Source organism: Elusimicrobiota bacterium (assembly GCA_026388095.1).
In the GTDB taxonomy this organism is placed as follows: domain Bacteria; phylum Elusimicrobiota; class Elusimicrobia; order UBA1565; family UBA9628; genus UBA9628.
Genome location: JAPLKL010000075.1, coordinates 93,775 through 117,384, shown reverse-complemented (window position 1 = coordinate 117,384; position 23,610 = coordinate 93,775). Strand labels below are relative to the sequence as shown.

Below are 23,610 nucleotides of genomic sequence, written 5' to 3'. Positions count from 1 at the left end.
GCCTGGGCCAAGTGGCCGGGGGGGAGGATGAGAAGGACCTAGGCGGATTTGGGTCTAGTGTGAGGTCCCGATTGCTATAATCGATTGTCCCCGGACCCCCTATGCTTCCTGCATTCAGCGCTGTGCTCTGCGCCATCAGCAGATGGGCCGACGCCCTGCTGGACTTCGCTGCGGGCTTGGCGGGCTGGCGCCGCGCGCCGCGCCAGCCTTCGCTGCCCTTCCCGACGCCTGTGGCGCCGCCCGCGCCTTTGGCCGACGGCGGCTCTGATCCGCACGAGCTGGCCGCGGACCTGGAGGCGGTGGCCAAGGCCTGCGAGCGCGCCGGGGAGTTCTCGCGCTCGGACATCACGAAGGCGACGGGCCTTGGGGTGGATGTGGTCAAGCGCCGCATCAACGTGCTGCTGGATATGGGGTGGATCGAGCGGGAGAAACACGGCAATTACCGGTGGAAGGGGCGGCTTTTCTGGGATGGGGGGCGCGGCGGGACCTGAGGCGCGCCCGGCGCGGACCCAAGCGACGACCTCGAGACCAAACTGAAAAACTCAAGGTCGAGGCCGCCTGCCACGACATCCAGATCGAGGCCCTCTATGAGGCCATCCGCCGCCTGCGCGAGGCATCGGGCGGCGTCACCATGCTGCCGGCTATCACCTATCCCCCGGCCCGTCGCCCGAGACGTCCGGGGATCGCTTGCTGAGGGCAAGTCTCTAGTGGAACACGCTGGCTAGCAGACCCTCGACCGCGGCGCGCCAGCCCGGATCGAACGTGCGGTTGCGCGGCAGCCGCATCAGCACGCGGCGAGCGGCAAAACGCGTCGTGCCGGCCGGCGAAACCATCCGGTCGAGCCAGTGCCCCGGCATGCGGCGCACCGCGGCGATGGCCGCAACGAGCAGGTCCAACGGCTCCTCGCTCTGCGGCGCAAAAACGAATTGCCATAAGATATCCGGCTCGCGGCGCACCGCCTTTTTCATCCAGCCCGTGATGGCCTCTCGCCGCGCGAAAAGATCCGCCCCCGAGAAGATCGCGGCGCGGCGGTTGGACGAGCCCCGGGCCTCGAAACCCCGGACCCGCTCCGGGAAAAGATCCGGCAGCCGGCGGCCCACGAAACACCGCGTCGGCGAGTCGAACCCCCCGATGCGCCGCTCCGCATCCGCCTCGACGGCGGCCAAGCGCCGCGAGCTGAGGCGATCGGTGGCCAGCACCCGGTACGGCGGCAGACTCTGGCCGCGCAGGCCCAGCTCCCGGCAGCGTTCGCGCAATTCCGTCCCCGGCAAAAGCAAGGTCGGCAGGAACTGCTGGTGCGCTTCCGGGAAGGCTTCCAGCCACGCCAGGCAGCGCGAAAGATCATCAAGGCCCTGGCCCGGCAGGCCGTACATGAAGTCGATCGTCGGCTTGATCCCGTGCTCGATTAGAAGCTCGATGCCGCGCCGCGCCAGGTCCAGCCGCGCCGGCCGGTGGATGCGGCGCAGCACCGCGGGATCCGTGCTCTGCACGCCCACCTCCGCCTCGGTCACATTCGCGGCAGCCAGCGCCGCCGCGTCGGCCGCGGTCAGAGTGTCCGCGCGGATTTCCACAAAAAAACGCACCTTCTTGTCCGCGTTGGCTCGGCGCATGGCGGCCAAGGTCGCGCGGAACCGCCGATGCGCGTTGAAGGTCGGGTCCACCAGGCGGATCTCCCGGACGCCGCGCCGGCGCAGCACGCGGATGCGGCGCTCGGTCTCGGCCGGCGGCAGGCTGCTCCAGCCGCGGCGCAGCAGATTGTAGCAGCAGAAGGCGCAGCGCATCGGACAGCCGCGGTTGGTCTCAAGATAAGCCATGCCGTGCGCGTCCGGACGGTTGATCTCGGCCTCGGCCGGCGGCAGCAACTCGGCCAGCGGCCGCGTCGGCGCCGCGCGCTTGCCCCAGGCCAGCGTGCGGCCGCGGCGCCAGCCCACGCCGCGCCAGTCCGTCGCCCGCCCCTGGCGCAGCGCGGCCAGGACGTCGGGGAAGACCGTCTCGCCTTCGCCGGCCACTTCGACATCAATGCCGGCCGCGGGTCCCAGCAGCGGGTGGTCGCGCGAGACCTCAGGGCCGCCGACCACGGCGCGCAGGCGCGGGAGCCTCTTTTTCAGCGACCCCAGAAGCCGGATGCTGCGCTCGACGTTCCAGAGATAGACGGTGCACGCCACAACCGTCGGCTCGAGCTTGACGATGGCGTCGGCCAGGACGGCATTATCGGAGCTGTCCTGCTCCGCGGGCGTGGGCAGGATGCTCCAGGCCGCGCATTCCCGCGAAGTACGCAGCGCGTGCTGCAGACCGGCCGCGGCCAGCATCACGTTCTCGCCCGGCATGGAGACATCCGGATCGAGACGCGGCAGCTGGAGAAAGACGATCCGTTGATCCGAAGTCCGGGAAAGCGGCATAGGCCGTCGAGATTATACCACGACGGCTCTTGAGGTCACGATTTGGCGCCGCATGCCGGCGGCGCGTTTGATATCATCCCCACATGAAAGAGCTCACCACCAAGCAAGCCATACTCGCGCGGCGCAGCATCCGCCGCTACAAGCCCGACCCCGTGCCCGAAGAGCACCTCACCCAGCTCCTCGAAGCCGCCCGCCTGGCCCCCTCCGGCAGCAACTCCCAGCCCTGGCGCTTCAAGATCGTCCAGGACCCCGCCACCAAGGCCAAGCTCATGGCCGTGGCCAACGACCAGCCCTTCATCGGCGCCGCGCCCGTGGTGCTCGTCTGCTGCGTGGACATCAAAGCCTACGCGGCCGGCACCATCGCCACCATAGACGCCATGCGCGCCGACGGCCAGCTCCCCGCCCCCATGGCCGAGAGCATCCGCCGCCGCACCCAGGACCTCGTGGACGGCCCTCGCGACCTGGCCGCCCGCGGCATCGCCTTCAACATGGGCATCGCCGGCGAGCACATCGCCCTGCGGGCCTTGGACTTCGGCCTGGGCACCTGCTGGGTGCGCGCCTTCGACGAGGCCCGGGTGCGCGAGCTCTTCGGTTGGGACGAGAACCTCCACGTCGCGGCCCTTATCCCCGTCGGCTATCCCGATGAATCGCCGAAAGCGCGCCCCCGCCGGCCCCTCGACGAACTCATCCTGCCATGAGCCCTGACCAGAGCATTCCTGCCGGCAGGCTGCTGCGCATCATCCAAGAGCAGTTCGCCCTCGACTGCGACGGCGTCCACGGCAGCGCCCACTGGCAGCGCGTGCGGGACAACGGCCTGCGCCTGGCCGGGCTGACCGGCGCCAATCCCGGAGTGATCGAGCTCTTCGCGCTCTTCCACGATTCGCGGCGCCTCAATGACTGCCGCGACCCCGGACATGGGGCCAGAGGGGCCCTGTTCGCGCAGACTTTGGCCGGGTCCGCCTTCGAGCTCGCCGCCTGCGACCTCAAGCTGCTCATGGACGCCTGCCATGGCCACAGCGAGGGCCTGATGACCGGCGACATCACCGTCCTTGCCTGCTGGGACGCGGACCGCCTCGACCTCGGCCGGGTCGGCATCCGGCCCAGCCCGCAGCGGCTCTGCACGGAGGCCGCGCGCGACCCGGACATCCTCGACTGGGCCTACCAGCGCTCCATCCGCCCCGCGACGCGCTGACGACTACAGCCAGAGCGGCGCGGGGCCGGGCGAGTCTTGGTCCAGCTCGCCCGAGTCCAGCAAGGCGTCGAGCTCCGCCAAGAGCCGCGCCTGGTCCTTGGGCAGAGACCCCTCCAGAGGCACCACGTTGGAGGCGTGGTTGGCGCGGAACACGGTGCGCGAGAGCTTGAGCCCGGCGAGCAAGGCCCGCAGCTCCAGCGCCGCCTCGTGCTCCGAGAGCTCCGAAAAACGCCCGGCCCGGATCTGCTCCAGCAGCTCGGTGCCCCGCACCGGTATCACGCGCAGGGCCGAGAGCAGGCGCGGCTGCATCCGGTTGAGCGCCGCGGCCGTGGCTTGCGCGTGCTCCGCGCTGCGCGCTCTGCCGCCCAGGCCCAGCAGGACCATAACGGAGAGCTGCAAACCGCAGGCCTGGGCGCGCAGGCCCTGGCTCACCATCAGCTCGGCCGACTCCCCCTTGCGCATGCTCTTGAGCACCGCCTCGTCGCCGCTCTCCAGCCCCAGGTAGAGCGTGCGCAGGCGCAGAGCGCGCAAGGCGCGCAGTTCCGCGTCTGATTTCTCCGCGATGGCCGAGCCCGTGGCGTACGTGTTGACCCGGGCCAAGGACGGCAGACGCTCGCCCAAAAGCTTCAGGATCGCGGCCAGCTCGGCGAAAGGCCGGCGCAGGACGTCGCCGTCGGCCAGGAATACCCGCCGCGCCTCCGGGCGGGCCTGGCGCGCCAGCGCAGACTCGATCTCGACCAAGGTCAGCCGGCGGAAATGCACCCCCGAGTACATCCCGCAGAAGGAGCAGCGGTTGTAGGGACAGCCCCGGTCCACCTGCAGGATCAGGCTGTCCGCTTCGGCCGGAGGCCGGAACATAGGCTCTTGCATAAGGGACCATTTTATACAATCCCAAGCATGAACATCTCCCCAGCCCTTCTTCTGGCCGCAGCCGTAGCCGCAGCCCCGGCCCCCCGAACTCCCGAGGACTTCGCTTTCGACCTCTTCAAGAAGGTCGCCTCCGCCAGCCCCGCCAAGAACGTCTTCCTGTCTCCCTCCAGCGCGCGCTGGGCCCTGTCCATGGCCTATGCCGGCTCCGCGGGCGACACGCAGAAGGCCATGGCCCTGGCGCTGGGGGCGCCGCCGCTCGCCGAGGACCTGGCGCTTGAATCCAACCGGATCGCCTCTTTGATGTCGGCCGATCCCAAGGTCACGCTGCGCGTGGCCAACTCGATCTGGCTCAAGCGCGGCTTCCTGTTCAAGGAGGCTTTCACTTCCTCGGTGACCGCCGCCTTCCGCGCCGAGATCTTCGAGCGGGACTTCATGCCCGCCGACGCCGACGAGGCCAATGCCTGGGTCAGCGGAAAGACCGAGGGCAAGATCCCCACGATCCTGGACAAGTTCGGGCCCGGCGACAGGGCGCTGCTGCTCAACGCCGTCTACTTCAAGGGCAGTTGGACGGACCAGTTCAAGAAGGAGCGGACCAGGCCGGACGATTTTCATCTGGCCGGCGGCGCCGTGGTCAGGCGCCCGCTCATGGAGCGCTACGGCGGCTATCCCTACTTCGAGGGTGAGGGCTTCCAGGCCCTCCGCCTGCCCTACGGCGGCGGCCGGCTGGGCATGATCGTGCTGCTGCCCGCGCCCGGCCGCCCGCTCGATTCTCTCATCGAGACCACCGCCAACGCCGCCGGCTGGCGCGCGGTCATCGGCGGCTTGAATGAGAAGCAGGGGCTTGTCCGCCTGCCGCGCTTCAAACTCGATTTCAGCGCCTCGCTCGGCGGGCCCCTCGCGGGCCTGGGCATGGGCGTGGCTTTCGACCGGCTCCGGGCCGACTTCACGGGGATGGCCGAGGCGACCAAGCCCGCGGACCGCCTCTTCATCAGCCGCGTCCTGCAAAAGACCTTCGTCGAGGTCAACGAGGAGGGCACCGAGGCCGCCGCGGCCACCGCCGTGGTCATGGCGTCCAGAGGCTCGGCGCGCCCCGCGGCCCCGCCCTTCGAGTTCATCGCGGACCGGCCGTTCCTCTACGCGGTCGAGGACAACGCGACCGGCGAGCTCCTGTTCCTGGGCGCCCTCTACGAGCCGCCCGCCAAGCCGGCGCGGTGATCCGGCTGGAACCATTGACAGGATAATGAACTGGAGCTATCCTTACCGGTACCCGACTCCAGGCCTCTGCCGGAGGTGTCCCCCATGAAAAAGCTCATCGGCTGCATAGCCGTCGCGGCGTTCATCATCGCGGGAGCCCAGCTCCTGCGCGCGCACAAGAGCCAGGCCCTCGTCTCGCCCGCCGACCAGCTGACCCTGCGCGACGCGCCCAACGACGCTCCCCCCAACGGCGAGCCGCTCGCCATGCCCGAGTTGCCCAAGCTCAAGCTCAGCGGCGGCTCCGGGGGCTCCCAGGTCTACGAAGGCGTCGACGAGGACGGCAGCGCCTACAAGCACGTGGTCAACACCAAAGGCTTCTTCGGCGTGTACATGACCCGCAACAAGCACGTCACGGGCTTCCTGGACATCCTCGGCGGCAAGGACGGCTTCTGCCAGGGCGAGATGGTCACTATGCGGACCCGGGCCATGGACAACGACGGCAAGCCCATCATCATGGGGACCTGCCTGGCTCCGCCGGTCGACGGCGTGCTCCATTATGACTACGCGGGCTGCGCCTTCAAGCTGTCGCTCATGCGCGACGCGAAGAGCGGCGACGCCATGACCTACCTCAACGTCGTCGGTGGAAACTGCACGGACGTGGGCACCGGGCACGCGGACCTCTCCGCCATGAACGGCGTGGGTTTCTGGCTGCTGAAGTAGCGCCCGTCGCCGCGCCCGTCCAGGAAGCCATCCGCAAGGATGGCTTCCGCGTTTTCATAAGGGAACTTTTCGGGCCCGAGCTCGTATGTATAGTGGACCCCCGGGTCCAGGAGGATACATGCGGCTCTATCTCAACGACGCCCTCATCAACCCCAAGCCCGAGGCCGGCGACGTCCTGGCGGCCTTCGAGAACCTGCGCGCCTGCCGGGAGGCCCGCCTGGAGCTGCGCCGCGGCCCGAGCTCGTCCTTGAGCGTCAGCCGCGAGGCCGGGCTGGGATTCACGGTGGCGCTGCACCGGCCCGACGGCGTGTTCGGCGTGTGCATGGACGAGCTCTTCGCCGAGCAGGTGGCCGGCGCCTTGCGCGAGTACCTGGACGGCCAGAAGCCCGCCCTGGTCTCGGACGATCTCTACGAGCCCGACTGCCCGCTCTGCGCGGCCATGGCCGCCGCGCACGCCTAGGCCCCATGCCCCGGCTGGCGCGCCTGCTGCGCCCATGCGGCTGAGACCCATTGCGGCCTAGGACCATTGCCGGCGCGGCGCTTACCTTCCCAGCCCATACGCGCGCTAGCGCGTGTTGATAATATAGGGGCCTGCCATGCTGAGGCTCGCGGCTCTCGCCCTGCTCGCCCTCGATTCCCACGCCGCCCTCACCCTGTCCTCCATCCGCACCGCCCCGGCCCCGATACCCGCTTTGGCAGCGGCCCCGCTGCTGGCCAATCCCCTCTTGGGGCCCAGCGCCAGCCAGCCCTTGCTGAGCGCGCCGCTCCTGGCTCCGGCCTTGTCGCCTTCGACCCCGGCTCCCGTTCCCGTAGCGGCGCCTCTCATCGCCCCGCTGCCGGCCATGGCCCCGGCCGCCGCGGCGCTGGCGACGCCCGAGCCGGCCCAGCTCCCCGCGGCTCTGGGACGGGTCTTCGACGGCTCGGCCGCTCCAATACTCCCCGAGTTCGCTCCTCCCGGACAGACCTCGGCCTTGGGCAGGCTCTACGCGGCCGGCGAAGCCGCTTTCGCGCGCTATGCCAAGATCGGCCTCCAAGCGGTGCCGGAGGCGGACCAGGAGCGCGAGGCCTGGGCCAAGCGCAAGCTCCTCGATTACCGCGACCTCATGGCCGAGGTCTCGGCCAACCTGCCCAAGGACGCGGCCTTCATCTACCCCTTCATGGGCCCGGACGCGGTGCCCGCGCTCTTGCGCCCCACCTTCCCCATCGAGCACGACCCTGACGACTTCCGCCGCGGCCGCGCCATGGCCGAGAAAGTTCTGGGGCTCGACGTCTCGGCTTTGGACCGGAACCTCCTCAACCAGGAGGTCCTCGACGTGCGCCGGCTCGAGGACTACGCCCGGAAGGTAGACGCCATCGCCGGCCCGCGCGTCCTGGTGCTCAAGGACTTCTGGCGCTACGCGCAGGACCATCCCGAGCTCCTCGGCCGCATGCTGGACCGCCTCCTGCGGCCCGGCGACATGGTGCTCGTGCTGCGCGCAGGCGACGTGCGCCTCATGCAGGGCGCCGAGGCCCTGGGGCTCTCGCGCGTGGGACGCATCCAGACCGTGCCGGACCCCGGCGACTGGCTCTGGACCGAGCACCCGGTCATGGACCACAAGGTCCTCACCTTGCCCACCGCGTTCAGCCTCTGGGTCAAGGGGCAGACCGCGGCTGCGCCCGCGGCCGTTTCTTTGGCCAAGCCCAGCGTCTTGGAGCCCGGCTCCTGGCTGCCCGAGAACAAGGCGCGCCTGGAGCGCCTCATCCGCGAGCACGGCCGGGGCGCCCCCGGCTACGACCCCAAGCGTCCGCCCCTGGCCACCTTCGACTGGGACAACACCATGATCCGCAACGACATCGGCGAGGCCGTGTTCTACCGCGCGATCAAGGAGCTGGCCTTCAAGTTCGAGCAAGGCGACAAGTTCTGGGGCTTCATCCCCAAGGAGTTCGGCCGCGACGCCCTGCGCGCGGACTACGAGGCCATCGCCAAGCTGCCGCTGGCCCAGGCGCAGCGGACCCCGGAGTACCGCCGCTATCGCAAGCACTTCCACGAGGTCTACGAGCGCGTGAAGAAGGAGGGCCCGGGCCTCGGCCTGGACTACGGCTGGCTGGTCCAGCTCATGGTCGGCTTCTCGCCGGGCGAGCTGGAGCGCTTCGCCGATGAGACCATAGCCGAGGAGCTGGCCAAGCCCTTGGGCGAGGAGCTCATCGCCGGCTTCGACGGCGATCCGAGCCCGGTCAAGATCGCCTCGGGCATCCGGCCGCACAAGGAGATGTTCGACCTGGTGCGCCGCCTGCAGGAGGCCGGCTGGGAGGTGCGCATCGTCAGCGCCACGGCCGAATGGATCGTGGCGCGCTTCGCGGCCTTGGCCGGCATCCCGCCCGAACGCGCGCACGGCGTGCGCGTGCGCCTGCGCCGCGGCCGGCTCACCACGCTGCTGACCCAGCGCACCTGGGGCCAGGGCAAGGCCGACACCATCCTGCGCCTGGCGGGCCGGCCGAGCCTGCTGGCCGGGGGGGACAGCAACTCGGACACGCAGATGCTCGAGCTTTCCCAGGGCGAGCGCCTGGTGGTGGATTTCGGCCGCGAGCCTCTGCGCGGCAAGGCCCGCGAGCGCGGCTGGCTGCTGCAGCCTCCCTTCGTACCCTAGGGCGCTCTAGCGCTTGGCCGGGGCCGCCGGGGCCAGGCTTTCCAGGATGAGCTTGCTGTTGGGCAGGTCCAGCTGGACCATGAAGTTCTTCAAGAACGACATCCCCAGCAGGCCTTTCGCGTCCGGGCCGGGCGCGGCGATCACGATCACCGGCGTCTTCTCCACGCGCGCGTCGCCCACGGCCAGGGAATCCACGACGATCAGCCGGCCTTCCACCTGCCGGCCGTCGGCCACCGTGGAGTGCACCACCTCGCCTCCCTCCAGGCCCACCTCGGCCGCCACCTCGGGCGAGATCACGGTCTGGCTGGCGCCCGTGTCCACCAGCAGCGGCACGGTCACCTTGCCGTTGAAGACCACGTCCACGATCAGATGCGCGCCCACGCGCCGCGAGGGCACCGCCTGCTTGTTGAATTCCGCGGCCATCTCGGCGAGCTCCCGGGCCGCGTCCTCGTAGAAGACCTTGGCCGCCTCGTCCGGCGCGCCGGCGCGCAGGCGCTGGAGGTTGGCGGCCGAGTAGCGGCGCAGGGCGCTGTAGTCGCCGAGGTACTTGCCCAGCGCGGCCTCGCCCGCCTCGAGCTTGCGGCCCGCCTCCTCGACCTGGTAGGCGTTGGCCGACAGGCCGGCGTTGACGGCGTTGACCTCTCCGACCAGCGAGTTGTAGTCGCGCCGGTTGTTGGGGTTGGCGGAGCCCAGCGCCGCGGCCAGCCGGGGCTGGCGGCCGCGCAGCTCGCGCGCCTGCTCGGCGAGTTCGGCCTGCTCGTCCAGGATCTGCTCGCGCTCGCGGCGCGCGTCCTGGGCCTCTTCCCGGCCGCGCCGGGCCGCTTCCAGCAGGCGGGAGAGCTCCTCGGCGCCCGCGGGCGCCGCGATGGAGCCGGACTTGGCGGCCACGCCCAGGAGGCGGCGCTCCAGAGCCCGGCGCTGCTTCGGGGTGGAGCGGCGGATGGACGCGATGTCCGCCTTCTGCAGAGTCGTGGTCCCGTAGCCGAAGTCCAGGGTCACCTCGACGGCGTCCTCGCCGCGGATGATGCCTTCCATGGTCCGGCCGTTCTTGAGCAGGAGCTGGTCGGCCCGCGCCGCGGCGGGGTAGAGCGCGAGGAGCAGGAGCGCGAGCCGCAGACGCCGGCCGAGGGTGATCGGGTTCATGCGACGCGATATTATGGCAGAAATAGCCGGCCTTGGCGAACCCGGCGCGGGAGCCTCGGGCGGCTCAACACCGGGCCGTCTTATGCTATATTCTAATTCTCCGTCCAGTATGTGTCCCAGGGGGGCGGGGCCCCATCGCGCCCGCGCCCGGAAGACCAGATTCTCCGGAGTCCGAGGAACCCGCCATGTCCAACGTCGAAACCAAGAACATCAGGAACTTCATTCTCGCCGGCCATTCCGGCTGCGGCAAGACCTCTTTGGCCGAGGCCATGCTCTGCGCCGCGGGCGCCATCCCCCGGATGGGCAGCGTGGACGCCGGCAATACGGTCTCGGACTACAACGAGGACGAGAAGGAGCGGCACTGCTCCTTGAGCTCCTCCTTGATGAGCTTCAAGGCCGGCGCGGCCAAGGCCAACGTGATCGACACCCCCGGCTACACGGATTTCGTGGGCGAGATGATCGGCGGCCTGCGCGCGGTGGACGCCAGCCTGGTGGTGGTCAACGCCATGGGCGGAATCGAGCTGGGCACGGAGCGGGGCTACAAGATGGCCAAGGAGCGGGGCGTGGCGCCGTTCTTCTTCGTCAACAAGCTCGACAAGGACAACACGGAGTTCGACAAGACCTTGGAGGCCATCCGCAAGCGCTTCGGCAAGCACTGCGTGGCGCTGACCTACCCGCAGGGCGGCCAGTCGTCCCTGAAGGGCGTGGCGAACCTGCTCACGGGCGAGGGCCTGGACGCGCTGGCCGGCGAGGACAAGGCCAAGGCGCAGACGGCGCGGGAACAGCTGACCGAGGCGGTGGCCGAGACGGACGACGCCCTGCTGGAGAAGTACCTCGAGAAGGGGGCCCTCTCCGCCGACGAGCTGAAGGGCGCCCTGCGCAAGGCCGTGGCCGCGGGAAAGATCGCGCCCGTGCTCTGCGGCGGCGCGGTCCCGATGATCGGCATCAAGGAGCTGCTCGACGCGATCGAGGCCTATCTGCCTTCCCCGGCGGACCGGCCCGCGGTCGAAGCCACCAACGGCAGCGACGAGAAGAAGGAGCTGCCGCTCGATCCCGAAGGCCCGTTCTGCGCTTTGGTGTTCAAGACCTTGTCCGACCCCTACATGGGGCAGATCTCCATCTTCAAGGTCTACTCGGGCAAGGTGCAGTCCAACTCCGGCTTCTACAACGTGAACAAGGGCGCCAAGGAGAAGATCGGGCCGATCTTCTCCTTGATGGGGAAGAACCAGACGCCGATGGACGCGGCGGCCGCGGGCGACATCGCCTGCGTGGCCAAGCTCAAGGAGACCTCCACCAACGACTGCCTCTCCGAGGAGAAGGCGCTCTTGAAGGTCGAGCCGATCCAGTTCCCGGAGCCCGCGATCTCGTTCTCCCTCAAGCCGAAGTCGCGCGCCGACGAGGACAAGATCTCCACGGCCCTGCACAAGCTGACGGCCGAGGACCCGACCTTCCAGCTGACCCGCGACGAGCAGACCCAGGAGATGATCGTGGCGGGCATGGGCGACATCCACATCAACCTGATGATCAACCGGATGCGCATGCGCTACGGCGTGGGCGCGGACGTGGGCACGCCCAAGGTGGCCTATAAAGAGACCATCACGGCCAAGGGCAGCGGGATGTACCGGCACAAGAAGCAGACCGGCGGCTCCGGGCAGTTCGCCGAGGTCTGGCTGCACGTGGAGCCTCTGCCCCGCGGCGGGGGCTTCGAGTTCGCCAGCGCGATCAAGGGCGGGGCCATCTCGGCGCCGTTCATGGCCAGCTGCGAGAAGGGCATCCGCGCCGCGCTGAACCTGGGCATCCAGGCGGGCTACCCGATCATGGACGTCAGGGCCACGGTCTACGACGGCAAGATGCACCCGGTGGACTCCAAGGACATCGCCTTCCAGATCGCGGCGCGCTACGCCTTCCAGGAAGGGCTGGAGAAGGCGCGGCCGGTGATCCTGGAGCCGATCATGGACGTGGAGTTCGTGGTCCCGGAGCAGTACATGGGCGACATCGCGGGCAGCCTTAACCAGAGGCGCGGGCGCGTGATGGGCATGGAGGCCGGCGACGGCAGCCAGGTCATCAAGGCCAAGGTCCCGCTCGACGAGATGTACAAGTACGTCAACGAGCTGAAGTCCATCACGGGCGGGCGCGGGACCTACACCATGACCTTCTCGCACTACGAGACCGTGCCGTCGCACCTGGTGGCGGGGATCGTGGAGCAGGCCAAGGCGGCCAAGAAGCAGGAGCAGGAAGCCTAGCCGACGGGCGGCTCTTGGGCTGGGTGCTGTCTCTGCTGCTGGGCCTGGGCGGCGCGCGCCCGGCCGGGGCCGCGGAGCCGCCGCCGGTCCCCAAGCCTCGGATCGTGACCCGCGCGCAATGGGGCTCCAAGCCCATGCCCATCCCCGAGGCCCGCAGGCAGGTCCCGGTGTGGGTGACGCTCCATCATGCCGGCGATCCGTGGAAGAAGGGGGCGGACCCGGCCGAGTTCGTGCGCAGGATGCAGAGCTGGGGCCAGAACCGCGCGCGCCTGGAGAATCCGCCGCGCGACACCTTCTGGCCCGACCTGCCCTATCATTACCTCATAGCTCCCGACGGCCGCATCTTCGAGGGGCGGCCGGTGGAGTACGAGCCGGAGAGCAACACGGACTATGCCTTGAAGGGCAACATCGGGGTGGAGCTGATGGGCGACTTCAATCTCCAGCGCCCCAGCGTCGAGCAACTGCGCTCGGCGGCCCGGCTGACCGCCTGGCTCTGCCGCAAGCACGGCATAGACCTCTCCCATGTCCGGGGCCATCAGGACGCGGCGCCGGACCAGACCGACTGCCCGGGCCGGGACTTCTACCGCTACCTGCAGGACGGCCGGTTCAAGGCCTGGGTGCTCGAAGCCCTGGACGGCAAGATCCCCGACGTCAAGCCCGGGCCGCCTCTGCCCGGGGGGCCGGCCGACCCCATCCCGGGCGCGGCGCCCCAGTGAAGAGGCATTGTGTATAATCATCAGCTATGAAGACCCCGGTCTACCAGGAACTCGAATGGCGCGGCTTCATCAAGCAGAAGACCAGCCCGGACATCGAGGGCCTTCTGGCCCAGTCGCCCCTCAAGGTCTACGTGGGCTTCGATCCCACCGGGGCCAGCCTGCACATCGGCTCCTTGGTCACCATCATGGGGCTCTCCCACCTGCAGAGGGCCGGGCACACCCCGGTCATCCTCATGGGCGGGGCCACGGGCATGATCGGAGACCCCTCGGGCAAGACCGAGGAGCGCAGGCTCCAGACCTTGGAGACCATCCGCGAGAACATGGACGGCGTGCGCGGCCAGCTGCGCCGGTTCTTCTCCTTCGCGGGGCCCAACGCCGCGGTCATGGTCAACAACCTGGACTGGACCGCCAAGTTCTCCTACCTGGAATTCCTGCGCGAGGTGGGCAAGCACATCACGGTCAAGGACATGCTGGAGAAGGACTCGGCCAAAAGGCGCCTCGAGCGCGAGCAGTCCATCTCCTACACCGAGTTCTCCTACATGATCCTGCAGGCGCACGACTTCCTGCACCTTCATGACGAGCTGGGCTGCCGGCTGCAGGCCGGGGGCGACGACCAGTGGGGAAACATCACGCTGGGCATCGACCTCATCCGCAAGCTGAGGAGCAAAGAAGCCTATGGCCTGACCTTCCCCCTGCTGACCACGGCCTCGGGCGAGAAGTTCGGCAAGACCGAGAAGGGCACCAGCGTCTGGCTCGACGCCAAGCTCACCACCCCCTACCGCTTCTATCAGTACTTCGTCAACGTGGACGACAAAGATGTCGTCGGCCATCTCAAGCTCTTCACCTACCTCTCCCGCGAGGAGATCGCGGCTTTGGCCGAGGCCACGGCCAAGACGCCGGAGCAGCGCCAGGCCCAGAAGCGGCTCGCGCACGAGGTCACGGCTCTGGTGCACGGCGCGGCCGCGGCCGAGAGCGTGGCCAAAGCCTCGGAGGTCGTGTTCAGCGAGGCCGTCCGCGACATCCCGGAGGATGTGTTCCGCGAGGTGTTCGCCGACGTCACCACCGCCGCCTTCCCGGCCGCGGACCTGGCCGCCGGCCTGGCCCCGGTGGACGCATTGGTCAAGGCGGGCCTGGCCAAGAGCCGCGGCGAGGCCCGGCGCCTGGTCGAACAGGGCGGGGTCTACCTCAACAACCGCAAGGCCGGACTGGAAGCCAAGATCACCGCCGAGGGGCTCCTCTTCGGGCGCTGGCTCCTCCTGCGCAAGGGCCGCAAAGAAACCTGCCTGCTCAAGTTCGAATGAAGCCCGGCCTTCTCGCCGCGGCGTTCCTCCTCCCGGCGGCCGCGGCGGCCTGGGGGCTCATGAACGCCCATGAGGCCCCCGCCTGCCGGCCCGCGCAGCGCTACGCGGGCTCCTGGTCCGGACGGCAGACCTGCAGCAGCGGGCGGTACGCCGTCGCCTTCGACCTGCGCGGCGACACGGCGCGCTACACCGTTTCACCGGACGGCGGAGAGCCCGTCTCGGGCGAGGTCCGGCTGCTGGCCGGGCCCAAGCCCGACACCTGCGCGGCTTTGGCCGAGACCCCTTTGGGCGAGCTGGGCTTCTCTCTGCGCTTCGCCGCGGGCGGCGCGCGCATCTTCTACCAGGCTACCGGCATGCAGTTGATGGGCACGGCCGTGCCCGCCCCGGGCAAGGTCTACGGCAGCGCCAACGTGGACGCCTCCGCCAAGCGGGCGGACTACCGCTTCTGCAGCGAGGTGCCCCTGGCCGCAGACACCTGCCAGGGCCTCCTGCGCCGGACCTCCTCAAGGTAACGGCAGTTCCGCTTCGGGCCACAGGGGCGCGGCGAAGAGCAGGCGCTCCAGATACGGCGAGGACTTCCCGGCGTAGGACTTCCTGAGCGTGTCGTCGTAGAACCGGCGGGCTTGGTCCGCGGTCATCTTTCCCCGGGCGATGTCGCTGGCGAGGTTGAGGCAGAGGAGGTTGTGTTCCTCGCTGTCGCCGCTGGCCGCGAGCTCTCCCTGCTCCGGGTCGAAGCGCAGGCCGCGGCCGAAGCTCAGCAGGGCCGGCAGCCGGTCCCGCGGGATGCTGTAGGAGACCGCGTGCTCCAGGAAGCCGGCCGGCGAACTGCGCACCACGATCCTCTTCCAGGGCGGGACCACGAACCATTCCAGACGGCCCGCGCTCGCCCATTGCGGCGGCCCGTACTCCTCCACCATCAGCCGGGCGGCCAGGCTCGGGCCTTCGGGCCAGCCGGCGGTCTGCGCCAGCGCCCGCGCCCCGGCGTCGCGGCGCGCGCCTTGAACCCAGAGGCGGGCTCCGTAAACGGCCAGAGCCAAAAGCAGCGCTCCCGCGGCGACGGTCGCGAGCTTCTTGAACATGACGCACCTCCGGTCACTGATAGTGTGCCCGGAGGGGAGCAAGAAAAAGTCAACTCGACTTCACCCTCTCTCTTCGTTGCCGTTGCAGGAGGTTCCGGCGCACAGCGCCGGAACCTGCACGCCGCAGGTGCCCAAGAGGGGCTGACCACTAGCCTTTATGATTTCGCGCCGATGAGGAAAGGGCGGCACCGGGGTTGGCGCGGCGAACGCCGCGCCAGCCGCGAGAAGCATACCTGGGCATGCGGGATTCCCTACACTTTCTGAAAATTTCTGCTGGATTTTATGAAGTAATTCACATCGCGCGCGCGATGTGAATTATGATTATTAATTAAGCAGAATTTTTGCAAAAACGAAGGCTCGCGATGAACCCCCAATATCTCACAAGAAGAGGGTGAGGTCGTGAAAGTCAAGTCCGGTCAGTGGAAGTCAGGGCACCCGATCGCCTTGTGCTTGCCCGGGTGGCGCCGAGGCGTGTGACGGTGGGTGACCCGCAGGTGCGTGTGCCGGCGGAACTTGAGCCAGTGGCTGGTCTTGACGTCGATGTCGAGCGTCACGACCCGGGAATGCGTGTCCCCTTCTTTCTGGATGATCTCGGGCGGGACGTCCTTCTCGACCGGCTTCTCCACCAGGAATTTCACATCCACGAACTTGTACTGGTCGTAGTCCGCCGTGTCCTTGAGCGCGGGCTGGCCGTTGCCCTTGGCGCCCTTGCCGGAGGGGGCGGCGGGGCCCGAGGTCCCGTCCCCGTTCTCGCCCGAGGCGTCCACGGTCACCTGGCTCTGGTCGAGCCGCACGCCCTTGCCGTCGAGGTAGGCCAGGATGTACTTGAGGGCGGCGTTGGCGCGAGCCTGGCTGAGCTGCAGATGGCTCATGGCCGCGGCCTTGCCCGTATTGAGCAAAGTGCTGGCCGAGGAGTGGATGGTCAGGCCGGTGATGCGGCCTTGGGGGCCGGCCTGGGCCAGGGCGTCGTCGGCCTGGGCCTGCAGGTCCTGGGCGTCGTCCGAGCCTCCGAGCAGTTCCCACTCGTTGTCCTGGAACAGGCCGTGGAAGGGGTCGCCGTGGACCTCGATGAACTCCACGGCCGGCGGCCGGGCCACGAGCTCCGGAGGCGGGGCCGCGTCCTGCTTCTGCTGCTCGGAGACCACCTCCCGCTTGTTGATGGACTTGGCGTAGCGGGCGTAGAGGGCGTCGAGGTCGGCGTCGTCCACGTAGACGCCCACGTCGGTCTTGGAGAGGCTCTTCTTGCTGAAGAGGTGGGTCCAGTTGTAGCGGCGGACGTCGCGCAGCTTCTTGGCGATGGCCGAGACCACGAGGCGCTCCTCGGCGTCGTTGAGCTTGGCGAAGTCGGCGTCCTTATGCGCGATCGTCTCGGCCTTGCGTTCCAGGCGCTTGGGGACGTCGCCCCCCTGCTGGGCTCTCAGGGCCGGGGCCCAGAGCAGCAGCGCGGCGAGGGGAAGGATGGTCTTGAGCATGGGGCGGGCCTCCTGGGCTTCGCGTAGGGGTAATGATATCGTGGGGTCGGCGCCCCGTCAAGGCCTAGAGCGCAGGACCAGCCACAGCAGGACTCCCGCGGCCAGCAGACCCAGCCCCGCGCCGGCTTGGCGCTTGCGGCCGCGCGCCGCCCGCGCGGCCTGCGCGGCGCGCAGCGAGTCCTGGCTCCGGATGCGGCCCGGTCCGCCCGCGGCGGCACCGCCGGCCGCCGCCGAAACGGCCGCCGCTTCGCTGGAGAGCACATCGCCCGGGTCTTCGCCCGAGAACCAGCCGCGCCAGGAGGCCAGCCGGCCCAGCAGACGGCCCATGAGCGAGGGGGAGACCACGCCGGGGCCTGCGTCCGGCGCCGCGGCCCGCCGCCCCACCACCGCCTGCAGGAAGGTGTCCGCGGTCCCGTAGACCTGCCTCCAGATGCTGTCGAGGTCCTCGGGCGCCACCTCCGAGTCCTTCTTGTAGCCGCCCTCCCGGGCGTTGGGGTTGCAGCCGCCGGAGACCTGCTGGCAGGTCCGGTCCCAGACGAAGTCGCGGTCCTGCGGGGTGAGGCCCACGTCCTGGAAGGCCGCGGCCTTGAGCTCCGGCCGGCCGCGGAAATCCCGCTTGAGCTCCTGGTAATGCTCACGGGGCAGGACCTGGAAGAAGTCCGGGCGCCGCATCAGGGCCCGGGGCTCGGCTGCGATGCGCCGGCGCAGGGCCTCGAGGTCCGCCGGGGCCGCGGGCCGGCCGTCTTCGCGCAGAAGCCGGCCCGCGCCCGAGGCGTCGCGCTCGACCTTGAGGCCCACGGCCGCGGGCGAATCCCGGTACGCCGACTGCGCCGCCAGGACGAGCTCGTGCTCGGTGCGCGGCTGCGAGGGGTCGGCGGGCGGCCGCGCGGGTCCGGCGGGCGAGTTTCCCGCCACGGGGCCGGCCGAGGGCATCGCGCCCCGGGCGGAGGCGGCGTCCGGGAGCCCCGAGGAGGAGCCGTCCTTGAGCGAGCCCTTCAGGGCCTCGCCCATAGTCAGGGCCTTCTGGACCGCGGCTTCCCCGCTCTTCTCGGCGGCAGTGGCGTCCGCATCCTTGGCCGCGTCGGAAGCCTTCCGTCCGGCGCGCCGCCGAGCCCGGCGCTCGGCCCGGCGCATGCGCCGCAGCTCCTGGGCGCTGGGCGTCACGTCGGACTCAGGCGGTTCGTCCTGGGGCCCGGCGGCCTGCTCATGAGCGGGGGGCAAAGGGACCGGCGCCGGCCGTTCGTCGGCCGCCGCCGGCAGGCAGAGGCTGATGATTAGGGCGGCGCCGAGCATGGCTCTAGTATAGCCCCTTGCGCCCGAGGCCTCAAGCCCGGGCCGGCCTTGTCCGCGCGCCGGGCGGATTGGTATAGTGGCCCGAATGAGCGGCCTGAGCGCGCGCCTCCTGAGCCTCCTCATCATCCTGCTGGCGTCAGCGCCGGCCGCGGCCCGGCCCTCGGTGGGCCGCCTGCTCAAGCTTCTGCCCAAGACCCAAGGCGACGGCCAGCTGCGCCTGATCCGGGACCTGGGCCTCTCGGGCAAGCCCAAGGCCGCGGTCCCGCCGCTGCTGGCCCTGCTCGACGTGCGCCAGGACAGCCCGCGGCGCTCCGCGGTCATCGTCGAGGCCCTCGGGCGCCTGGGCGACCGCAAGGCCGCGGAGACCCTCTTGGGAGCCTGGGACTACCTGGTGGGCCTGCGCCAGCAGATGGACCTCACGGCCCAGGTCCAGGTCCTGCGCCTGGCCGTCGTCGAGGCCTTGGGCCGCGTCGGCGGGGAGGCCGCGGGCCGGGCCCTCATGGAGGCCCTCTCGGATCCCAACCCGGCCGTGGCGCAAGCCGCGGTCCGGGCCCTGGGGACGATGCGGGAGCGCAAGTCGGTCGAGGCCCTGGCGGAGCTGGCGGGGCGCGGCGGCGACCTGGGCCAGGCGGCCTGCGAGGCCTTGGGGGCCGTCGGCGACGCCCGGGGCCGGCCGGCCCTGGAGCGCCTGCTCAAGGCGGAGAACGCCTTGCAGGCGGCTCCGGCCGCCTACGGCCTGGCGCGCCTGGGCCGCAAGGAGGGCGTCCGGGCGCTGGAGGGGATGCTGGAGTCGTCCTTGACCGGGGATCCGGCGGCGCGGCTGGCCGCGTACTACCTGGCCAAGCTCGACCGCAGCTCCGGGCTGGATTTTCTGGTCCAGCTTCTGGAGGCCGAGGGCGGCAACCTGCAGATCTCCGCCGCCGAGATCCTGGGCAAGGCCGGCAACCGGCGGGCGGTGCTGCCGCTGACCGAGGCGATCCACGCGGCCGAGCCGGCTTTGCGGCTGGTCATCGCGCACAGCCTGGGCCAGCTCGGCGGAGCGCGGGCCGTCCTGACCCTCAAAAAACTCAAGGACGACGACCATCTCGCCGTGCGCGCCGCGGCCGCGGCCGCGCTCGCGGAACTGGGCGAGGATTAGGGCTCAGGCCCCCGAAGTCGGAGTCGCGAGGCGCCGCGCCAAAGCCTCGAAGTCGAGGGGCTTGGGCAGGAAGTCGGCGGCGCCCAGCAGCAGGGCGTCCTTTTTGAGCTCTTCATCGAAATGCGCGGTCATCATCAGGATGGGGGCGCGGCTGCGGCGCGAGAGCTCCGGGATCGCCCGCAGGCCGCTCATGCCGGGAAGCACGTTGTCGAGGAAGATGAAGTCGAACGGCTCTCGTTTGGCCGCGGCCAGGGCCTCTTCGGCGCTGGAGACCGGCGTCACCGCATAGCCCAGGTCGCCGAAATAGCGCGAGAAGGCGGCCAGGATGGACGGCTCATCGTCGACGACGAGCAGACGCCCTTTCATGCGTTCAGGACCTCCTGCAATCGGCGCGCCAATTCATCGGGCTGGAAGGGCTTGGAGATGAAGCCGCCGGGGTGGCTGCGGATGACGGCCTCGGCCTGCGCCGTGGCGTGTCCGCTCATGAAGACGACCTTGGTGTCGGGACGCAGCCCGCGGATGCGTTCGTAGGCGCCCACCCCGTCGAGCTTGGGCATGATCACGTCCAGCAGGACGATGTCCACCTCCGCCATGTGCGCCTGGAACAATCCCACGGCTTCCTCGCCGTCTTGCGCGGCCAGGACCGTGAAGCCTTGCATCTGCAGGATCTTCTGAAGCATGCTCCGGATGACCGCATCGTCGTCCGCGATCAGTATCGTCGGGTGGGATCGGGTCTTGACGTGTGCCGCGGCCGCGGCCGGGGCCTCCGGCTCGGCCTGCGCCTGCGCGCAGGCCGGCAGATAGACCTGGACGGCCGTGCCGCGGCCGAGCGCGCTTTTCGCGTCTATGGACCCGCCGTGCTCCTTTATGATGCCGTAGCAGATGGAGAGCCCCAGTCCCGTGCCTTGGCCGACCGCTTTCGTGGTGAAGAACGGCTCGAAGATACGCTTGAGGTCCTCAGGCGCGATGCCCGATCCGTCGTCGGCGACCGTCAAGACCGCGTAGGCCCCGCCGGGCAAGGAGCCCTGCGCGCAGCTCAGGGGGGATTCGAGCCTGCGGGCATGGGTCTCGATGCGCAGGCAGCCGGTCTCCGCCATGGCGTCGCGGGAGTTCAGGCAGAGATTGAGGAGGACCTGCTCCATATGGGCGAAGTTCGCGTTGATAGTCGGGAGGTCGGATGCCAAGTCGAGCTGGATCTTTATGCGTTCGCCGACCGCGGCCCTGACCATCTTGAGGTTGCGCTCTATGAGCTCGTTGAGATTGAAGATGCTCTTTTGGGACGGGACCTGGCGGCTGAAAGTCAGGACCTGGCTGACCAGGTCGACGGCGCGCCTGGAAGCGACTATGATCTCTTCGACATCGTCTTTGCTGGGGTGGGATTCCCCCAACGAGCTCTTGACCATGCTGGCGAATCCCATGATGCCGGTCAGTATGTTGTTGAACTCGTGGGCTATGCCGCCGGCCAGGCGGCCGAGGGACTCCAATTTCTGCGCCTCGAGCATCTGCTGTTCCCGCTTTCTGGTCTCGGTTATGTCCTCGGATATGCCCAGCAGGAACGCGTTGCGTCCGGCCTGGTCGCGGATGGGTATCTTCTTCGTGTGCAGCAGGCGCGGGCCGTTCTTGGTCTGGATCGGCTCCTCCGGTATGTCGAGGAGTTCTCCTTTATCGATGACGTCCCGGTCCTTGCTCGTGAAGAAGTCGGCTTCCTTTTTGGGGAAGAAGTCGTAGTCGTTCTTGCCGATGAGCTCGCCGCGGTCGTAGCCCAGCAGGCGCTCGCCGGCGCGGTTGAAGAGCACGAAGCGCAGGTCCTGGGCGTCCTTGACGAAGATCATGTCCGGGACGTTCTCCACGATGGAATCCAGGAACCCCTTGGCCTCCTGCAGTCCCTCCAGGGTCACTCTCCACCTTTCCGCGGCCCCCAAGGCCGCGGCCAGGATGCCGAAGAGCTCGAGGTCCTCGGCGGATGGTTCGTGGTCGCGCTGGAACACGACGCATAAGGAGCCGATCCCGTTGCCGCCGTACATGACCGGATGGCCCATGTAGGTCTTGAGCCCGTAGCGGGACACATTGGGGTCCTTGGCAAAGGGTCCTTGGTCCAGGTTGCGGATGACCCAGGGCTCGGCGCCGCCCTTCCGGATGACTTCGCAGCAGATATGCCCTTCGGCGGGGCTCGTGGCCGGAAGGTCGGGCGGAGCCTGCCACTTGGCGCAGGTGCGCAGGAGCGGGCCTTCGAGGCGGTTGTAGAACGCGGAGTCGCCGCCCATGAGCCGGCCGCACAGCTCCGTCACCTTCTGTATGTCGTCGTCACACTCTCCTCTGAGGGAAAGGAGGCATTCTCTGATCTGCGCGAGCCGGCTCAATGGCTGCTTTTTGGCCACGGAGGCGATGATACCATTCTGGAGGGCCCGCCGGGCGGCCGCGCGCCGGCTAGAACGGATATGCGCCGGCGCCCACGATGAAGGTCTCCGCGCCGTGCGCCGCTTTCCTGACGTAGGTGTGCTTCCGGGAAGGCGCGGTCTCCCCGGGCTTGGGCCACATGTAATCGACCCAGGCCGTGCCCTTGGCGAGCGCGGCCTGGATGAATTCGCGCACCGCGTATTTCCCGGCGGCATCCTTGAAATCCATCATGTTCTTGCCCTCCAGGCCGGGGAAGGCGGGGACGACCAGCTCGGTCCCGTCCGCGGCGACCACGAACACGTACGTGTCCAGGAAGATGAACGGTCCGTTCTTGTCGCGGAGCGCCGGGAAGGCGTCCCGCCCCTGTTTTTCGATCAGCGCGGCGGCGGCGTCGACCGCGCCGGAGAGGAACTCCTCCTCGATGCGCATGTTGTAGACCCCGCAGCCCACGATGTGGTCCCGGCCCGACGGGAAAGTCACCCGCTTGATGAAGGTGCTCTTCCAGGTCGGGAAGATGTCGCCGGGCTTGGGATAGAGATAGTGGACCCAGCCTTCCCCGGGCGCTCCCGCGGCCGTGTCGAGGAACATCCTGCCGATCGGCCGGCCCTGGACGTCTTTGAGGTCATGGACATCCTGGCCCTCGGAGCTCGGATCGGCCGCGTGGAAGATCCTTTTCCCCGCCATGTCCCAGACGAACAGGTAGGTGTCGCCGTCGAACCAGCGGCTCCCCTTCTTCCGGAATCCCGGGAAGGCGCTCTCGCCTTTTTCCTTCAGGAGCGCGGCGGCGTCCTGGACCAGGCGGATGATCCGCCGGGCGTCGGCGCTGGGAGCCGGCGCCGGCGCTTTGGCCGCTCCTTCCAGATAGACCCCGCAGCCGACCACGACCCAGCCGTCGCCCAGCCTGGCTTTGCGGACGTACGACGACTTCTGGGCGGGGATGTAGTCTCCGGGCTTGGGCCACATGTAGTCCACCCAGCCGGAGCCGCGGCCCTTGGCCAGGTCGATCATGTCCCGGATCGGGCGCTGGCCTTGCGTGTCCTTGAGCTCGAGCAGGTTCCGGCCTTCCAGGTTCCGGAACCCGGGATTGACGAGCTCCGTCCCGTCCGGAGCGAAGACGAACACATAGGTGTCCTTGAAGCGGAATTCCCCGGCGGTGGACCGGAGCCGGTCGAACGCCGCCTTCCCGTCCCGTTCGATCTGCGCGGCCGCGTCTGCGACCTTGTCGATCACGAACGCCCGCTCCATCTTCATGCCGTAGGCCCCGCAGGCGATCAGGTAGCTCTTGCCGGAGGGGGCGGCCGCCAGCTTGGCGAAAGTCGACTTCCAGTCCGGGAAGGATTTTCCGGGCTCAGGCCATTGATAATGGAACCACCCGCCATCACGCCGCTTGTCTGCGGCCGCCGCCATGAGGCCCTTGAAGATAGGCCGGCCGTTCAGGTCCATGAGTCCCAGCTGCTCCTTGCCCTCCAGCGCGGGGTCGGGATGCTCGACCATGAGCCCGTCCGTGTCCATGACGAAGACATAGAGGCTCCCGTGCCTCCACCGGCTCTCCGCTTTCTTGAACTCAAGGAAAGCGGCCTCGCCTTTGGCTTCGACCAGGCTGGCGGCGTCCTCGACCAGGGCCACGACGTCCTTGGTCTCCTGATACTGATATTCCGCGGCGGTCTCGGCGGCGAAGCTCGGCCCGCTGAAAAAGCAGACGCCGGCGAACGCGAAAAGAGCCATGATGGATGCCATTCAAACCTCCCGCCGCATGCCCCCAGCCTAGCCTATCCGACCGCGGCTGTCAATGCCGCGGATTTGCCGCGGATTGGCCAGACCGCCGC

General features: G+C 69.1%; 21 protein-coding genes. 12 read left to right on the top strand and 9 right to left on the bottom strand.

The window, feature by feature from the left end; genetic code table 11:
- Nucleotides 1–101 precede the first annotated feature (101 nt).
- Complete coding sequence (locus NTY77_19180; GenBank protein ID MCX5797619.1) at nt 102–491, top strand: hypothetical protein; 390 nt, start codon at nt 102–104, stop codon at nt 489–491.
- A 213-nt stretch (nt 492–704) separates the two neighbouring features.
- Here NTY77_19180 and NTY77_19175 read toward each other — a convergent pair whose 3' ends face one another.
- On the bottom strand, nt 705–2,399 hold the full coding sequence (locus NTY77_19175; GenBank protein MCX5797618.1) for a B12-binding domain-containing radical SAM protein: 1,695 nt from the start codon (nt 2,397–2,399) through the stop codon (nt 705–707).
- Between the two features lie 83 nt (nt 2,400–2,482).
- On the opposite strand from NTY77_19175, the gene NTY77_19170 reads away from it, so the two are divergent.
- Both NTY77_19170 and NTY77_19165 read left to right on the top strand, forming a co-directional pair.
- Nucleotides 2,483–3,097 (top strand): nitroreductase family protein, encoded by a 615-nt coding sequence (locus NTY77_19170; protein ID MCX5797617.1) that lies wholly within the window; start codon nt 2,483–2,485, stop codon nt 3,095–3,097.
- Nucleotides 3,094–3,591, top strand: a complete 498-nt coding sequence (locus NTY77_19165; protein ID MCX5797616.1) for a hypothetical protein — start codon at nt 3,094–3,096, stop codon at nt 3,589–3,591. Before NTY77_19170 ends, NTY77_19165 begins: the two co-directional genes overlap by 4 nt.
- 3 nt (nt 3,592–3,594) lie before the next feature.
- Here the strand turns inward: NTY77_19165 and NTY77_19160 are convergent, their stop codons facing one another.
- Nucleotides 3,595–4,461, bottom strand: a complete 867-nt coding sequence (locus NTY77_19160) for a radical SAM protein (GenBank protein ID MCX5797615.1) — start codon at nt 4,459–4,461, stop codon at nt 3,595–3,597.
- Nucleotides 4,462–4,488: 27 nt separating this feature from the next.
- On the opposite strand from NTY77_19160, the gene NTY77_19155 reads away from it, so the two are divergent.
- From NTY77_19155 to NTY77_19140, 4 genes are all read left to right on the top strand, one after another.
- Entirely contained in the window at nt 4,489–5,676 is a 1,188-nt protein-coding gene (locus NTY77_19155) for a serpin family protein (GenBank protein ID MCX5797614.1), read from the top strand.
- Between the two features lie 84 nt (nt 5,677–5,760).
- The gene (locus NTY77_19150; GenBank protein MCX5797613.1) at nt 5,761–6,375 is read left to right on the top strand and encodes a hypothetical protein; all 615 of its coding nucleotides are present in this window, start codon (nt 5,761–5,763) and stop codon (nt 6,373–6,375) included.
- Nucleotides 6,376–6,493: 118 nt separating this feature from the next.
- The gene (locus tag NTY77_19145) at nt 6,494–6,835 is read left to right on the top strand and encodes a hypothetical protein (protein ID MCX5797612.1); all 342 of its coding nucleotides are present in this window, start codon (nt 6,494–6,496) and stop codon (nt 6,833–6,835) included.
- A 136-nt stretch (nt 6,836–6,971) separates the two neighbouring features.
- Nucleotides 6,972–9,002 carry a hypothetical protein gene (locus NTY77_19140; protein MCX5797611.1) on the top strand — a complete coding sequence of 677 codons (2,031 nt, stop codon included), beginning with the start codon at nt 6,972–6,974 and terminating at the stop codon, nt 9,000–9,002.
- A 6-nt stretch (nt 9,003–9,008) separates the two neighbouring features.
- Here NTY77_19140 and NTY77_19135 read toward each other — a convergent pair whose 3' ends face one another.
- The gene (locus NTY77_19135) at nt 9,009–10,145 is read right to left on the bottom strand and encodes a retroviral-like aspartic protease family protein (protein ID MCX5797610.1); all 1,137 of its coding nucleotides are present in this window, start codon (nt 10,143–10,145) and stop codon (nt 9,009–9,011) included.
- 185 nt (nt 10,146–10,330) lie between these two features.
- On the opposite strand from NTY77_19135, the gene fusA reads away from it, so the two are divergent.
- From fusA to NTY77_19115, 4 genes are read left to right on the top strand one after another with little or no spacing between them, the layout of a single operon-like run.
- Entirely contained in the window at nt 10,331–12,388 is a 2,058-nt protein-coding gene (gene fusA, locus NTY77_19130; protein ID MCX5797609.1) for an elongation factor G, read from the top strand.
- Between the two features lie 23 nt (nt 12,389–12,411).
- Complete coding sequence (locus NTY77_19125; protein MCX5797608.1) at nt 12,412–13,104, top strand: peptidoglycan recognition family protein; 693 nt, start codon at nt 12,412–12,414, stop codon at nt 13,102–13,104.
- Nucleotides 13,105–13,130: 26 nt separating this feature from the next.
- The gene (tyrS, locus tag NTY77_19120) at nt 13,131–14,405 is read left to right on the top strand and encodes a tyrosine--tRNA ligase (GenBank protein MCX5797607.1); all 1,275 of its coding nucleotides are present in this window, start codon (nt 13,131–13,133) and stop codon (nt 14,403–14,405) included.
- Nucleotides 14,402–14,917, top strand: a complete 516-nt coding sequence (locus tag NTY77_19115; GenBank protein MCX5797606.1) for a hypothetical protein — start codon at nt 14,402–14,404, stop codon at nt 14,915–14,917. The genes tyrS and NTY77_19115 overlap by 4 nt, the downstream gene beginning before the upstream one ends.
- Here the strand turns inward: NTY77_19115 and NTY77_19110 are convergent.
- From NTY77_19110 to NTY77_19100, 3 genes are all read right to left on the bottom strand, one after another.
- On the bottom strand, nt 14,909–15,484 hold the full coding sequence (locus tag NTY77_19110) for a hypothetical protein (protein ID MCX5797605.1): 576 nt from the start codon (nt 15,482–15,484) through the stop codon (nt 14,909–14,911). The two genes, NTY77_19115 and NTY77_19110, sit on opposite strands and share 9 nt — an antisense overlap.
- 416 nt (nt 15,485–15,900) lie before the next feature.
- On the bottom strand, nt 15,901–16,956 hold the full coding sequence (locus NTY77_19105) for a hypothetical protein (protein ID MCX5797604.1): 1,056 nt from the start codon (nt 16,954–16,956) through the stop codon (nt 15,901–15,903).
- A gap of 57 nt (nt 16,957–17,013) precedes the next feature.
- On the bottom strand, nt 17,014–18,249 hold the full coding sequence (locus NTY77_19100) for a hypothetical protein (protein ID MCX5797603.1): 1,236 nt from the start codon (nt 18,247–18,249) through the stop codon (nt 17,014–17,016).
- An 85-nt stretch (nt 18,250–18,334) separates the two neighbouring features.
- On the opposite strand from NTY77_19100, the gene NTY77_19095 reads away from it, so the two are divergent.
- The gene (locus tag NTY77_19095; protein ID MCX5797602.1) at nt 18,335–19,387 is read left to right on the top strand and encodes a HEAT repeat domain-containing protein; all 1,053 of its coding nucleotides are present in this window, start codon (nt 18,335–18,337) and stop codon (nt 19,385–19,387) included.
- A gap of 3 nt (nt 19,388–19,390) precedes the next feature.
- On the opposite strand, the gene NTY77_19090 is transcribed toward NTY77_19095, so the two are convergent.
- From NTY77_19090 to NTY77_19080, 3 genes are read right to left on the bottom strand one after another with little or no spacing between them, the layout of a single operon-like run.
- Entirely contained in the window at nt 19,391–19,753 is a 363-nt protein-coding gene (locus NTY77_19090) for a response regulator (GenBank protein ID MCX5797601.1), read from the bottom strand.
- Nucleotides 19,750–21,765 carry a response regulator gene (locus NTY77_19085; protein MCX5797600.1) on the bottom strand — a complete coding sequence of 672 codons (2,016 nt, stop codon included), beginning with the start codon at nt 21,763–21,765 and terminating at the stop codon, nt 19,750–19,752. Before NTY77_19085 ends, NTY77_19090 begins: the two co-directional genes overlap by 4 nt.
- 49 nt (nt 21,766–21,814) lie before the next feature.
- Nucleotides 21,815–23,521, bottom strand: a complete 1,707-nt coding sequence (locus tag NTY77_19080) for a cache domain-containing protein (GenBank protein ID MCX5797599.1) — start codon at nt 23,519–23,521, stop codon at nt 21,815–21,817.
- Between the last annotated feature and the right edge of the window lie 89 nt (nt 23,522–23,610).

Bases quoted from the DNA above. Each gene is read 5' to 3' on its own strand.
- NTY77_19080 (MCX5797599.1), bottom strand. From the start codon at position 23,521: ATGGCATCCATCATGGCTCTTTTCGCGTTCGCCGGCGTCTGCTTTTTC.
- NTY77_19165 (MCX5797616.1), top strand. From the start codon at position 3,094: ATGAGCCCTGACCAGAGCATTCCTGCCGGCAGGCTGCTGCGCATCATC.
- NTY77_19160 (MCX5797615.1), bottom strand. From the start codon at position 4,461: ATGCAAGAGCCTATGTTCCGGCCTCCGGCCGAAGCGGACAGCCTGATC.
- NTY77_19175 (MCX5797618.1), bottom strand. From the start codon at position 2,399: ATGCCGCTTTCCCGGACTTCGGATCAACGGATCGTCTTTCTCCAGCTG.
- NTY77_19115 (MCX5797606.1), top strand. From the start codon at position 14,402: ATGAAGCCCGGCCTTCTCGCCGCGGCGTTCCTCCTCCCGGCGGCCGCG.
- NTY77_19180 (MCX5797619.1), top strand. From the start codon at position 102: ATGCTTCCTGCATTCAGCGCTGTGCTCTGCGCCATCAGCAGATGGGCC.
- tyrS (MCX5797607.1), top strand. From the start codon at position 13,131: ATGAAGACCCCGGTCTACCAGGAACTCGAATGGCGCGGCTTCATCAAG.
- NTY77_19170 (MCX5797617.1), top strand. From the start codon at position 2,483: ATGAAAGAGCTCACCACCAAGCAAGCCATACTCGCGCGGCGCAGCATC.
- NTY77_19150 (MCX5797613.1), top strand. From the start codon at position 5,761: ATGAAAAAGCTCATCGGCTGCATAGCCGTCGCGGCGTTCATCATCGCG.
- NTY77_19155 (MCX5797614.1), top strand. From the start codon at position 4,489: ATGAACATCTCCCCAGCCCTTCTTCTGGCCGCAGCCGTAGCCGCAGCC.
- NTY77_19095 (MCX5797602.1), top strand. From the start codon at position 18,335: ATGAGCGGCCTGAGCGCGCGCCTCCTGAGCCTCCTCATCATCCTGCTG.
- NTY77_19090 (MCX5797601.1), bottom strand. From the start codon at position 19,753: ATGAAAGGGCGTCTGCTCGTCGTCGACGATGAGCCGTCCATCCTGGCC.
- fusA (MCX5797609.1), top strand. From the start codon at position 10,331: ATGTCCAACGTCGAAACCAAGAACATCAGGAACTTCATTCTCGCCGGC.
- NTY77_19135 (MCX5797610.1), bottom strand. From the start codon at position 10,145: ATGAACCCGATCACCCTCGGCCGGCGTCTGCGGCTCGCGCTCCTGCTC.
- NTY77_19100 (MCX5797603.1), bottom strand. From the start codon at position 18,249: ATGCTCGGCGCCGCCCTAATCATCAGCCTCTGCCTGCCGGCGGCGGCC.
- NTY77_19105 (MCX5797604.1), bottom strand. From the start codon at position 16,956: ATGCTCAAGACCATCCTTCCCCTCGCCGCGCTGCTGCTCTGGGCCCCG.
- NTY77_19110 (MCX5797605.1), bottom strand. From the start codon at position 15,484: ATGTTCAAGAAGCTCGCGACCGTCGCCGCGGGAGCGCTGCTTTTGGCT.
- NTY77_19145 (MCX5797612.1), top strand. From the start codon at position 6,494: ATGCGGCTCTATCTCAACGACGCCCTCATCAACCCCAAGCCCGAGGCC.
- NTY77_19140 (MCX5797611.1), top strand. From the start codon at position 6,972: ATGCTGAGGCTCGCGGCTCTCGCCCTGCTCGCCCTCGATTCCCACGCC.